At 74.2% G+C, this 12,507-nt stretch carries 12 protein-coding genes; 9 read left to right on the top strand and 3 right to left on the bottom strand.

Annotated features, from left to right (window positions below; all coding sequences use genetic code 11):
- Positions 1-37 precede the first annotated feature (37 nt).
- Both QRT03_RS26620 and QRT03_RS26615 read left to right on the top strand, forming a co-directional pair.
- Positions 38-1,036: a TauD/TfdA family dioxygenase gene (locus QRT03_RS26620; RefSeq protein ID WP_286056164.1), complete on the top strand. Its 999-nt coding sequence runs from the start codon at positions 38-40 to the stop codon at positions 1,034-1,036.
- Entirely contained in the window at positions 1,033-1,740 is a 708-nt protein-coding gene (locus QRT03_RS26615) for a hypothetical protein (protein ID WP_286056163.1), read from the top strand. Before QRT03_RS26620 ends, QRT03_RS26615 begins: the two co-directional genes overlap by 4 nt.
- Before the next feature lie 87 nt (positions 1,741-1,827).
- On the opposite strand, the gene QRT03_RS26610 is transcribed toward QRT03_RS26615, so the two are convergent.
- The 3 genes from QRT03_RS26610 to QRT03_RS26600 are packed head-to-tail and all read right to left on the bottom strand — an operon-like array spanning position 1,828 to position 5,026.
- Positions 1,828-3,108 (bottom strand): lipopolysaccharide biosynthesis protein, encoded by a 1,281-nt coding sequence (locus QRT03_RS26610; protein ID WP_286056162.1) that lies wholly within the window; start codon positions 3,106-3,108, stop codon positions 1,828-1,830.
- Positions 3,105-4,079 carry a GDP-mannose 4,6-dehydratase gene (gene gmd, locus QRT03_RS26605; RefSeq protein WP_286056161.1) on the bottom strand — a complete coding sequence of 325 codons (975 nt, stop codon included), beginning with the start codon at positions 4,077-4,079 and terminating at the stop codon, positions 3,105-3,107. Before gmd ends, QRT03_RS26610 begins: the two co-directional genes overlap by 4 nt.
- Entirely contained in the window at positions 4,076-5,026 is a 951-nt protein-coding gene (locus QRT03_RS26600; RefSeq protein ID WP_286056160.1) for a GDP-L-fucose synthase family protein, read from the bottom strand. The genes gmd and QRT03_RS26600 overlap by 4 nt, the downstream gene beginning before the upstream one ends.
- Positions 5,027-5,259: 233 nt before the next feature.
- On the opposite strand from QRT03_RS26600, the gene QRT03_RS26595 reads away from it, so the two are divergent.
- The 7 genes from QRT03_RS26595 (at position 5,260) to QRT03_RS26565 (ending at position 12,501) form a co-directional block, all read left to right on the top strand.
- Entirely contained in the window at positions 5,260-6,021 is a 762-nt protein-coding gene (locus tag QRT03_RS26595; RefSeq protein WP_286056159.1) for an SGNH/GDSL hydrolase family protein, read from the top strand.
- A gap of 79 nt (positions 6,022-6,100) precedes the next feature.
- Complete coding sequence (locus QRT03_RS26590) at positions 6,101-6,688, top strand: hypothetical protein (protein ID WP_286056158.1); 588 nt, start codon at positions 6,101-6,103, stop codon at positions 6,686-6,688.
- 123 nt (positions 6,689-6,811) lie between these two features.
- Positions 6,812-7,294, top strand: coding sequence for a hypothetical protein (locus tag QRT03_RS26585; protein WP_286056157.1), 483 nt, complete (start codon positions 6,812-6,814; stop codon positions 7,292-7,294).
- On the top strand, positions 7,291-8,490 hold the full coding sequence (locus QRT03_RS26580; protein WP_286056156.1) for a glycosyltransferase family 4 protein: 1,200 nt from the start codon (positions 7,291-7,293) through the stop codon (positions 8,488-8,490). Before QRT03_RS26585 ends, QRT03_RS26580 begins: the two co-directional genes overlap by 4 nt.
- On the top strand, positions 8,487-10,817 hold the full coding sequence (locus QRT03_RS26575; protein WP_286056155.1) for a hypothetical protein: 2,331 nt from the start codon (positions 8,487-8,489) through the stop codon (positions 10,815-10,817). Before QRT03_RS26580 ends, QRT03_RS26575 begins: the two co-directional genes overlap by 4 nt.
- Positions 10,805-11,686, top strand: coding sequence for a lysophospholipid acyltransferase family protein (locus QRT03_RS26570; RefSeq protein ID WP_286056154.1), 882 nt, complete (start codon positions 10,805-10,807; stop codon positions 11,684-11,686). The genes QRT03_RS26575 and QRT03_RS26570 overlap by 13 nt, the downstream gene beginning before the upstream one ends.
- On the top strand, positions 11,683-12,501 hold the full coding sequence (locus QRT03_RS26565; RefSeq protein ID WP_286056153.1) for a hypothetical protein: 819 nt from the start codon (positions 11,683-11,685) through the stop codon (positions 12,499-12,501). The genes QRT03_RS26570 and QRT03_RS26565 overlap by 4 nt, the downstream gene beginning before the upstream one ends.
- Positions 12,502-12,507 lie beyond the last annotated feature (6 nt).

Raw genomic sequence — 12,507 nt, 5'->3', positions numbered from 1 at the left:
CCCCGAGTCCCCCGCCCGCACGACCTGGAGAACGACGATGCCCTCCGCCCCCACCCGACCGAGCGCGCCGCTCGAGGTCCGGCTCGCCGACGACGCGCCCGCCGTCCTCGCCGTCGAGGAGCCCGACGATCCCGCGGACTGGGCCTTCACCCACCGCGAGGCCCTGCGCGCGACGGTCACCGAGCACGGCGCCGTCGTCGTCCGCGGCCTGGGAATCGCCGACGCGGCCGGGTTCGCCCCGGTCGCGCGGGCCCTCGCGGGCGGTGAGCTGATGACCGAGGTCGAGGCGTTCGCCCCGCGCAGCGCGGTGGACGGGGTGTACACCGCGACCCCGTGGCCGGCCCACGAGCAGATGTGCCAGCACCACGAGCTGAGCTACCTGCGCACCCCGCCCGGACTGATGATGTTCGCCTGCACCGTGGCCCCCGCCGACGGCGGCGCGACCCCGGTCGCGTCCGCCGCGGACGTGCTCGCCGACCTGCCGGCCGCACTCGTCGACCGGTTCGAGCGCGAGGGCTGGCGCCTGGAGCGCAGCTACACCGACGAGGTCGGGGCCTCCTGGGCGGACGCCTTCGGCACCGCGGACCGCGCCGCGGTGGAGGCGTACTGCACCGCCCAGGGCATCGAGTTCGCGTGGCAGTCCGGCGGTGGGCTGACGACGAGCCAGCTCCGTCCGGCGGTCGTCACCCATCCCGTCACGGGCCGTCGCGGGTGGGTCAACCAGATCGCGTTCCTCAGCGAGTGGATCCTCGACGAGGACGTCCGTGAGTTCTTCCTGGACGAGTACGACGCCCGGCCCTTCACCACCCGCCACGCCGACGGCACCCCGGTCGCCGAGGAGGACGTCGCGACGATCAACGAGGTCTACGCGCGGCACACGCGCCGGCTGCCCTGGGAGGGCGGGGACCTGCTGCTCGTCGACAACCTGTCCACGTCGCACGGGCGCGAGCCCTTCAGCGGCCCGCGCGAGGTGCTCGCCGCCCTGGCCGAGCCAGTCGTGGTGGACGACTCCCACGAGCTCCGGCGGCACTCGTGAGCGGCGGCCTCGGACCGCGGTGGCCGCGGCGGGCCCGCCGGCTCGCCGGTGTCGTCCCGCGCGACCTGCCGCGCTCGTTGCTGCGCCCGGACGACGACGTGCCGGCCCTGCTCACGCGGCTGCACGCGGGCGCGGTCCGGGGCCGGGCCCGGGTGCACGTCGTCCAGCTGACCGAGCCCTGGGCGTGCGACCTCGGGGTCGAGATGGTCGTGGCGGGCGAGTTCGCGGGAGATGTCCTGCGGCACGTCGAGGCCACCCCGGACGCTCCGCCGCCCGAGCCGGACGCGCTCACCGGTCGGGTGCTCGGGACGGGCGTCGAGGTCGCCGGGGAGATCGTGAGCCTGCGCCGCCCGTCCATCGACGGACGGGCGCTGGCCGCCCTACGCGGGGCGACGGGCGCGGTGCTGGTGGCGGACACGAAGCGGGTGCGGGCCCGCGACCTGGCCGTCGCGGTCGACATGCTCAGTGGTCTCGACATCGGGCTGCTGGGGCTGGTCGTCTGGGAGGGCCGCATCCCGCGCGACCCGAACTGGGCGCTCGGGGGGTCCCGTCGGGACACGCCGCTCGACGCGGGCCGTCCCCTGGCCGCCCTGCCGCCGGCCCCGGTCGTCGAGGTCGCGCCGGAGCCGCCGGCGGTCCCTGCGACACCGGCGACGAAGCCGCGTCGACGGCGGAGCCCGGCCACGGACAGCGCGTCCGCCTGACACACGCCCCGCCTGACACGCCCCGCCGAGTGCGACGTGACGCAGGGTCCGCCGCGCGCGGACCTGCGTCACGTCGGCCTCGGGAACTCAGCTGATCTCCGGGCCCTCCGGCACCGGCCCGACGGGGGCGACGCCGCCGACGCCGTCACGGCGGGCACGGCGGGCGGCGAGGCCGAGGAGCACGAAGATCACGACCTGGCTCACGACGTACCCCACGGCCGCCCACACCGCGCCGCCGAGCCACGACAGCACGAGGGTCGCGACGAGGCCGACCGCCAGTCCCACGGCGATCCCCACGGCCACGGCGTGCTGCCGGCCGCGGTTCTGGGCGATGACGGCGAAGGGCTGGTTCAGGGTCACGACCGCGGCGCCGACCGCGAGGATCGCGAAGACACCCCCGGAGCTCCGGTACTCCTCGCCGAGCAGCCACGGGATGAGCGGCGGCCCGACCAGCGCGGCGACGAGCGGGGCCAGGCACAGCGCCGCGCCGACCCGCAGCACCCGGCGTTCCTCGGCGCGGAGGGCCTCGTCGTCGGCGCCGGCCCGCGCGAGCCAGGGTGCGGCCACCATGCCGAGTGAGTTCGCGAGGAACGTCAGCGGCCCGAGCAGTCGACCGCCGGCCGCGTAGAGGCCGGACTGGAAGGCGCCCGCACCCGCCGTCACCAACGGGGTGTCGAGCTGCTGCGCGGAGGCCGCGAGGTTGGCCAGGCCGAACCCCAACGACTCGCGGTGGTGCCCGACGAGCTCTCCCACGGGCCGGCGGCGTTCGCCGGCCGGGCCGATGAACACGCGGGCGACGACCGACTCGAGCAGGAACGACGCCGGGATCGCGACGGCGAGGGCGAGACCGCCGATGCCCGCGACCGCCAGCACGAAGGCGACGACGAGGCCCCCGACCCGGCCGGAGAGCTGCGCGGTCGACGCCTTCGCGAACCGCTCCTGCGCGCGCAGCAGGCCGTTGGCGTTCTGCGCCTCGAACATGACGACCCCGACGACGGCCAGCGGGATCGCGGACGCCGGGTCCGGGGCGAGCAGCGCACTCGTGACGATCCCGACGACGAGCAGCAGGCCCGCGGCCCACGGCCGCTTCCCGGCGACGATCGCCCGCGCCCGGGCGCTGTCGATCCGCTCGGCCGCGGTCTCGCGTACCAGGTAGTTGATCAGCCCGACGTCGACCACGGTGGCCGCGACCTGTCCGATCGCGGCGCAGGTCGCGATCAGGCCCAGCGTGGCGGGCGAGATGGAGCGGGCCCCGACGACGTAGGTGACGCCGAGGACCAGCTGCCCGACGACGAGCGCCCCCGCCACTCCCCCGATCCGCCCGAGGAGCAGCGAGAGGGCGCCGCCCCCGGACGTACGGGGGGTCATCGGCTACCGGTGAGCTCCGCCTCGACCATGATCCGGGCGAGCTCGTCGGGCATGGTCTGCGCCTTCCAGCCCAGGATCTTCTCGGCCTTGGAGGCGTCGCCGATCAGGGCGTCGACCTCGGTCGGGCGCAGGTAGGTCTCGTCGAACCGCACATGCTTCTCCCAGTCCAGGTTGACGTGGTCGAAGCAGTACTGCACCCACTCCCGCACCGTGGTCGCGGTCCCGGTCGCCAGCACGTAGTCATCGCCCTGCTCGGCCTGCAGCATCCGCCACATGCCCTCGACGTACTCCGCGGCGTAGCCCCAGTCCCGGATCGCGTCCAGGTTCCCCAGGTAGACGTACTGCTCCTTGCCCTGCGCGATCGCCGCGGCGGCGCGGGCGATCTTGCGGGTCACGAACGTCTCCCCGCGCCGCGGGGACTCGTGGTTGAACAGGATCCCGTTCACCGCGAACATCCCGTGCGCCTCACGGTAGTTCCGCGCCATCCAATAGCCGTAGACCTTCGCCGCCCCGTAGGGGCTGCGCGGGTAGAACGGGGTGTCCTCGTTCTGCGGCGGCGGGGTCGCCCCGAACATCTCCGACGACGACGCCTGGTAGTAGCGGGTGTCGATACCCACCATGCGGATCGCCTCGAGCAGCCGAGTGGTGCCCACCCCGGTGGTGTTCCCGGTGTACTCCGGCTCGTCGAACGACACCCGCACATGGGACTGCGCGGCCAGGTGGTAGACCTCGTCGGGCCGGACCTTCTCGATCAACGTCACCAGACGGCTGGAGTCGGTCAGATCCCCGTAGTGCAGCACCAGACGCTGCTCCGGGTCGTGCGGATCCTGATACAGGTGCTCGATCCGGCCGGTGTTGAACGTGCTCGACCGGCGGATGATCCCGTGGACCTCGTAGCCCTTGCCCAGCAGCAACTCGGTCAGGTACGACCCGTCCTGCCCGGTGATCCCGGTGATCAACGCCCGCTTCATCGACCGGCCTCCACGTAGTTCTCCAGGTACCATTGATAGGTCGAGGCCAGCCCCTCGGCGAGCCCGATCCGCGGCTTCCACCCCGTCGAGGCGATCTTCGAGACGTCCAGCACCTTGCGCGGCGTCCCGTCCGGCCGCGACGTGTCGTACACGATCTCCCCGGAGAACCCCACGGTCGCCGCCACCAGCGACGCCAGCTCCGCGATCGTCACGTCCTCACCGGTCCCGACGTTGATCGGCGCCGGATCGTCGTAGGCCTCCAACAAGTGCACACACGCCGCCGCCAGATCATCGACGTGCAGGAACTCCCGCCGCGGCGTCCCCGTCCCCCACACCGTCACCGTCGCATCACCCGCGACGTGCGCCTCGTGGAACTTCCGGATCAACGCCGGCAGCACGTGCGAGGACTCCAGATCGAAGTTGTCCCCCGGCCCGTACAGGTTCGTCGGCATCGCCGAGATCCACCGCCGGTCGTACTCCCGGCGATAGGACTGCACACCCATGATCCCCGCGATCTTCGCGATCGCGTACGCGTCGTTCGTGGCCTCCAACGGCCCCGTCAGCAGCGAGTCCTCCCGGATCGGCTGCTCGGCGAACTTCGGGTAGATGCACGACGACCCCAGAAACAACACCCGCGACACGTCCGCCGCATGCGCCGCGTCCAGCAAGTTCGCCTGGATCCGCAGGTTGTCGTGCAGGAACTCCACCGGCCGCGCGTTGTTCGCCGCGATCCCACCCACCCGCGCGGCCGCATCCACCACCACGTCGGGCCGGGCCGCCGTCACGAACTCCCGCGCCGCAGCCGCGTCCCGCAGATCCACCTGCGCCGACCGCGCCCCCACCACATCCGAGAACCCCGCCGCCCCCAACGCCCGCACCACCGCCGACCCCACCAGGCCACCCGACCCGGCCACCAGCACGCGTGCGGAACGATCCAGCTCGTCCATGCCGCAGAAGGTAGCGGAGCGTGGCGGGATCTCCGATGGCTAGGCCATCCGAACCGCGTCACACTTCGTGAGCACGCCACCGCCCGCGCACGGCCGTTCACCCTGAGCCTGCCGGCCCAGCTGCACCCGGCCTCATCACTAGGCCGAACGGCGTAACGAGGGCGACGAACGACGCGATCCTCCCTGCGAGACGGGCCACCCGGCCCGTTCCGTCGTCCCCGAGGGAGCACTCCTTGTCCCGCCCCCGTCGCCGGCTCCGCCGTGCCGTCCGTCGCCTGCGCCACGGTCGCCTGCCCCTGCTCGCCGCCGCGGTGGCCGCCGTGATCGTCGTCGTCGCGATCGTCACGACCGGCCACGACGTCTCGCGCAGTGTCGCCCCGGCCGCGGCCTCGGGACCGGCCGCCTCGAGCACGGCCCCGTCCGACGGGTCGCGGTCGGTCGCCGTCCTCGGCGACAGCATCAGCGAGGGCACGCCGTTCGGTGGCAAGGGGGCCGCGAACTGGACGCAGCTCGTCGCGGCGCAGCGGCACTGGACGGTGACCAACACGGCCGTCGGCGGGACGGGCTACGTCTACGCCGGGTCGTCGAGGCCCTTCGAGGAGGCGCAGCTCGAGCGCGCGGTCGCCGCCCGGCCGGAGCTCGTCGTCATCGAGGGCTCGCGCAACGACATGGGGACGCCGGTGGATCAGATCCGAGCCGCGTCCACACACCTCTACCGCGCGCTGCAGGCCCGCCTGCCCGGGGTGCGGCTCGTCGTCGTCGGGCCGTTCTGGAACGCCGGGTCCTCGCAGAAGGCGTTCGCCACGCGCGACGCGCTCGCCGACTCCGCGCGCGCCGCCGGCGCCTCCTTCGTCGACCCGATGGCCGAGAACTGGTTCACGGGCGCCTACGACGGCGGACCCCTCATCGGCGCCGACCACGTGCACCCGACCGACGCCGGCCACGCCCTCTACGCCCAGCGGCTCGGGGCCGCCCTGGATCGCCTGCAGCTGTGACGAGCCGTGAGTTCGGCGTGATCTTCGTGAACGCGGGGTAGCCGATGCGCAACCAGGAGTGCGCACGGCGGGAGGGCCCATGTCGGCCGGAGAGTTCGCTCGGGACGAGTCCGCGTGGGAGGACCTGCACGGCCTGAACCGGGTCCCCCTCCCCCCGCTCGAGCGGGTCCCGCGGGAGCGGTTCGACGTCCCGGGGACGCGCGGCCTGCGCCTGCGGGCGCGCTGGTGGCTGGTGACCTGCGGCCCGACGAGCCGCCCGTGGACGGCCTTCGTCCTCTGCCTGCTCGGTATCGCCGGCCTCTTCCTGCCGATCGCGCACACCGGCGACGGATCGGCCCCCACCCCGTTCGACCTGGCCCTCGGACCTGCCGTCCTGACGCTCGTCGTCTTCGCGGTGCTCACCCTCCTGCCCGTGGTCGACCTCGTCCTCGGACGCGAGCGATTCACCCCGTGGCTCGCCTTCCCGGCCGCCCTCGGCATGCAGGTGACCCTGGCCCTCGTCGTCGTGGCCGGGGCGCAGGGCGGCGGGGCGCTGCACCCGCGCCTGTCCGACCACGGGAGCGGCCTCGGTGTCGGGGCGCTCGTGCTCGGCGGGGTCGAGCTCGCGCTGGCGGTCGTGGGCGCGGTCGGGTTCGTGCGCCGCGCCGCGCGCCGCACGCTCGTCTGACACCCGACGTACCGGGAGCGTCCGCCCGTCACAGTCCGATGACATCCAGCCACTCGCGGTAACGCATTGCTCCGTTCGGCCGAACAATGGCTCGACGGAGCAAGGCAGCGCGAGGGGGACGACGTGGCGGTGCACGGGGCGGTCGCCGGTGGGCGGCTGGGACGACGTCGGGTGTGGATCGTCAGCACGGCCCTGGCCGGGCTGCTGCTGGTGCTCGCCATCGTGCAGAGCGCGCCGGGGGCCCGGCTCACGACGTGGCTCGGGCTCACCCCGCCGCCGCAGTCGTTCACCGAGGTCTTCGCCGACCCGGCGACCCCGCTGCCCGCGGTGCTGGCGCTCGGGTCGAGCGTCGTCGTGCCCGTGACCTTCACCCTCGGCAACGGTGGCGCCGACCCGGCGTCGTACCGCTGGAGCATCGGCGAGACGACGAGCGCCGGCCCGCGGACGCTCGCGACCGGCACCACCGACGTCGCGCCCGGCGCCCGCCGCCCGCGCACCGTCCCGGTGACCGTCACCTGCTCCGAGCCCCGGATCCTGCTGACGATCGCAGTCGCCGGGGTCGCGCAGCCGGTCACCCGCCACGTCGCCTGCGTGGCCCCGCGATGACCCGCCCGGTGCTCGCGACCGTCACCGACGCGATCGCGCCCTTCCACGCCGGCGGCAAGGAGCAGCGCACCGCCGAGCTGACCCGGCGGCTCACCGACCGGTTCGACGTGCACGTCCACACGATGCGCTGGTGGGGAGCCGGCACGTGGCGCCACGAGGGAGTCACCCACCACGGCGTCTGCCGCCCCCACGCGATGTACGTCGGGGGCCGGCGGTCCATTCGGCAGGCGGTGGCCTTCGCGCTCGGGTGCCTGCGCCTGCTGGTCGCCCGGTTCGATGTGCTCGAGGCCGACCACATGCCCTACCTGCACCTCCCGGTGCTGGCGCTGGTCGCGAAGGTGCGCCGCCGGCCGCTGGTCGTGACGTGGCACGAGGTGTGGTCCCGCGACTACTGGCGCGACTACCTCGGCCCCGCCGGCACCCTCGCCTGGGCGTTCGAGCGGTTCACGATGCGCCTGCCCGACCTCGTCGTGGCCGCGTCCGCCGAGACCGCGCTGCGGATCGGGGAGGTGGTGCGCGTCCCGGTCGTCGTCGCCCCGAACGGCGTCGACCTCGCGTCCGTCGACGCGGCCCTGGCCGGGACGGACGACGTCCCGACGGTGGACGTCGTCACCGTCGGCCGGCTCCTCCCCCACAAGCGCGTGGACATGCTCCTCGACGCCCTCGGTGGCGGGGTCTCCGCCCGCGTGATCGGCCGCGGCCCGCAGGAGGGGTTCCTGACGGCGAGGGCGGCCGAGCAGGGTCTCGACGTCACCGTCCACACGGATGTCGACGACCCGGCCGAGCTCTACCGCCTGGTCGCCGCAGCCCGGGTCTTCGTCCTGCCGTCGGCGCGGGAGGGCTTCGGCATCGTCGCCCTCGAGGCCGTGGCCTGTGGGCTCCCCGTGATCACGACCGCCGCCCCCGACAACCTCGCCCGCCACCTCGTCGCCGACGCCCCGGGCGGGGTCGTCTGCGCCGACGACGTCACCGCCCTCGCGCACGCGATCCGCACGACCCTCGACGACCCGCCCGACCGCACCGGCGCCCCCGCCTGGCTCGCCCACCACGGGTGGGACGGCACCGCGGACCGGGTGGCCGCCGCGCTGGGCTCGGTGCTGCCCCGCGCCGTCGTGTCCGCTGCGCCCGCTGTGCCCGCCCTGCCCGCCGTCGAGCCCCTGCCCCTCGCTCCTCCGACCGTCGGGATCCCGTCATGACCACCTTCGTCGACCTCGTCCCCCGCCCGAACGCCCACCACCGCGACGAGGGACCGCCGCGGCCGGGCGACCTGCTCTCCGCCCGCCCGGACGTCGTGCTCGCCGCCGCCGGACTCGCGGCGCTCGCCGCGCTCGTCCCGGTGCGGGGCGTCTGGGCGGCCCAGGTCGTGCTCGTCGTGCTGGTCCTGACGCTGCCCGGCGTCCTCCTCGTGCGCGCCCTCCGGCTCCCGACGGCGCTGACGGTCCCGTTGACCGTGCCCGCCTCGCTGCTCGTCCTCCTGATCTCGGGGCTGGGGCTGAACGCCGTCGGGCCGTACGTCGGGGTGGCGCAACCGTTGCGCACCGGGCCGGTCCTGGTCGCGCTGGAGCTCGTCTGCCTGGTGCTCCTCGTGGTCGTCGCGACGCGGCGCCGGTTCGAGTCCGCGGACGTCGTGCACCCCTTCAGCCGGCACAGCTGGGCCCGGCTGCTCGGGCGCTGGGACCTGCTCGCGCCCGCCGTCGTGCCGCTGGTCGCCCTCCTCGGCGCGCTGCGGCTGAACGCCGCGGACAGCACCGGGCCGGCCACGTCGGGAGCGGTCGCCGCGGGCACCGTCGTCACCGGGTCGCTCGCCGTGGCCGGTGCGGTGCTCGTGCTCGTGGCGCTGGTCGGCGGGCTCGTCGTGGCCGGCCGCGCCGACGACGTGTTCCTCGGCGCGACGCTCTACGCGGCCGGCCTGGCCGTGCTGTGGTCGTTCAGCCTGCGGGCGGAGTCGATCTACGGCTACGACGTCATGACCGAGTTCCGCAAGATGCTCGAGACCATCGATGCCGGCTGGTGGGACTCCTTCCGCCCCGGCGACGCCTACGGCGCGATGCTCTCCGTGACGGTGCTCCCGGCGCAGCTGCACGCCCTGTCCGGGGTGTCCGCGGAGATCCTCGTGAAGGTCGTGTTCCCGGCGGTCTTCGCGACGACGCCGGTGATCGTCTACGCGCTCTGCCGCCGGTTCCTCCGGCCGCGGTGGGCGTTCCTGGGCGCCGCGCTGCTCGTCGTCCAGCCGAACTTCGGCCAGCAGATGCCGGGCCTGGCCAAGCAGGAGATCGGGTTCGTGCTGTTCGCGGCGCTGCTGCTCGTGCTCGTCTGGCGGTTCAGGTCCCGGGTGCCGCAGGCCGTCATGGTCGTGGCGCTGGCGCTCGGCGTCGTCGTCACGCACTACTCGTCGACCTACTTCGGCATCGTCATCCTGGGTGGCGGGTTCGTCGTGACGGTGCTGGCCTCGGCGGTGCTGCGGCGCTGGCAGCAGGTGACGATGGTCGGCCTCGCCACGCTGACCCTGGTGCTCGGCGCCGGGCTGTGGAACTCGACGGTCACGCACTCGTCGTCGAACCTCTCCGACGCCGCGCTCGGCTTCGAGGTCTCCGGCTTCGACCTCCTGCCGAACCGCGCCCTCGGCGACGACCTGCTCACCGGCTACATCAAGGGCAACACCACGCCCCAGGTGTCCGCGCCGGAGTACCAGCGGCTCGTCACCGACCTCTACGCCGCCGACCGGCGCTACATCCTCCCCGTTCCCGACGCCGGGTCGTACCCGATCGCCGACGTCGGCCCGGCTCCCCCGGTCTCGATCCCCCAGCTTCTGGTCGGCTTCGGGCTGCAGCAGGTGGCGTACCTGATGGCGGCGGTCGCGGGGCTGGTCCTGACGCTGCGGCGGCGCTCGTCGCCCACCGAACGGCTCGTGGGCGCGATGATCCTCGGCTCGGTCGCCGCGCTCGCCATGCTGCGGCTCTCGGGGACGCTGGCACAGGCCTACAACCAGGACCGCGCGCTGCTGCAGGCGCTGATGGTGCTCGTGGTCGGGGTCGGGTGGTCGGCGCAGGCCCTGGCCCGACATCGACTGAAGGTGGTCACGGCGGGCGCCGTCGTCATGATCGGGGCGCTGTTCGCGCTGAACTCGTCGCTGCTGCCCGCGATCTCGGGGGGCGGGCGGATCAACCTCGCGGGCGGCGGCGAGGACTTCCAGCGCTTCTACACCTACCGCGCGGAGGTGACGGCCGCGCGCTGGCTGGGCGACCAGCCGTCGTCGCGACGGCAGGTGGTCTACGCCGACCGCTACGGCACGCTGCGCTTCCTGCTGGGGACCGGCCGGCAGGTCGGGGTGTTCCCGGAGATCGTGCCGTCGGTGATCGACAAGTCGGCGTGGATCTACGGCACGTCGGCGAACATCCGGGAGGGCGAGGTGCGCTCGCAGACCTCCGGGCAGATGGCCACCTACCGGTTCCCCCGGGAGTTCCTCGACGCGCACTACGACGTCGTCTACACCAACGGCACGTCCACGGTGTGGCACCGGTGATCGGGCGGCTGCCGGAGTCGGCCCGGCGACGGGTGGCCGACGTGGTGCTGCGGGTCGCGCCGTGGGTGCTGGTGGAACCGGTCGTCGACGTGCTCGGGTGGGCGATCGCGACCGGGATGCGGAGGCTGCGCCGACCCGGCGTCATGAGGGCCCGGGAGAACCTGACCGTCGTGCTCGGGAGCGAGGTGCCGGAGCGGGTGCTCGCGGCGTCGTTGCGGCAGTACTACGAGCACTGGGTCTCGATGCTGCGGATGCCGGCGCTCGGGGTGGCCGGGGTGTCGGCAGCGGTCGACCTCACGGGCGTGGAGAACCTCCCATCGGACCGCAGTGCGGTGCTCGTCAGCTGCCACATGGGCCGCTACGAGTGGGGCAGCGCAGCGCTCTCGACGGCGATCCGGGAGCGGACCGGGCGTGGGCTGCTCGGCGTGGCGCGGGTGTTCGGGTCGCCGGTGACGGAGTCGGTGATCCACCGGGTGCGCGCCGCGGGTGGGAACTCCGAGATGGAGTGGGTCGACCCGTCCGCACGGTCCCGGACCGCGGCCGCGCTGATGACGCGGCTGCGGGAGGGCGGCATCGTCGGGATGATGATCGACCGCTACTCCGTGGGCGCGACCGTCGAGGTGCCGATGTTCGGCCGCCGCGTGGCGCTGGCCGCGGCGCCGGTGGCGCTCGCCGTCCGGACCGGCTCGGCCCTGCTGCCGATGACCTGCTGGGTCGCCCGGGACGGCCGCGTGCACTTCGACGTGCACCCGGAGATCTCGACGTCGGGGACGGTGCCGGAGGTCCTCGAGAGCGTCGCGGCGGTGTTCGAGAAGGAGATCGCGGCGCACCCCGAGGCGTGGCACGTGACGTCGCCGGTGTTCCGGTGACGCCGCCGCGAGCGGCGGTGGTCGTGCCGGTCGGCCCGTCGGTGCCGGCGGAGTTCGTGGACGACACGCTGGCCTCGGTGGAGCGGCTGGGGGTGCCGACCACGCTCGTCGTCGTGAACGACTCCGATCGTTCCCGGTGGCCCGCGTCGACGGTGGTCGTGCCCGCCCCGGTCGGTGCGCCGGGCGGTCAGGGCGGGCTGTTCGTCAAGCTCGGCGCGGGGATCCGGCGGGCGCTGGCGGACGACTGGGACGTGTTGCTGCGCCTGGACACGGACGCGCTGGTGCTCCGGAGCGGGCTGGTGTCCTCGGCGGTGTCGCGCTTCGCGGCAGACCCGTCGCTCGGGTTGCTCGGTGCCGTGCGGGTGGGTCCCGACGGCGGGGCGCGCTCGTTCGGGCCGGCTCGTGCCCTGCTGCGCGCGGAGGCGGGATGGCGGGGGCTGCGACGGCCGGCCGTGCGGCGGGCGGTCCGGGCGTTGCCGCGGGACGGGGTGCACGGGCTGGGTGGGGCGTACGTGCTGTCCCGTCGCTGTGCTTCCGCGCTCGACGCGGCCGGGTGGCTGTCGTGCGCCGCGCTCGCGGGCTCGCGGGCCGGGGAGGACCACCTGATGGGCGCGGCGGTCCGGGCGTGCGGGTTCTCGCTGGGCGAGTTCTCGCGGCCGGGCGACCCGCTCGCGGTGCGGTGGGTAGGCCTTCCGGCGTCGCCGGCGTCGGTGTGGGAGTCGGGAGCCGCCGTCACGCATTCGGTGCGGTCGTGGGGATCACTCGGCGAGGCCGACGTCCGGGCGCAGTTCCGGGCGCTCGCCCCCGTGGGGTAGACCGGA

It is taken from the genome of Actinomycetospora termitidis, from assembly GCF_030286555.1.
GTDB lineage: Bacteria > Actinomycetota > Actinomycetes > Mycobacteriales > Pseudonocardiaceae > Actinomycetospora > Actinomycetospora termitidis.
This window is presented reverse-complemented; position numbering and strand designations above follow the sequence as displayed.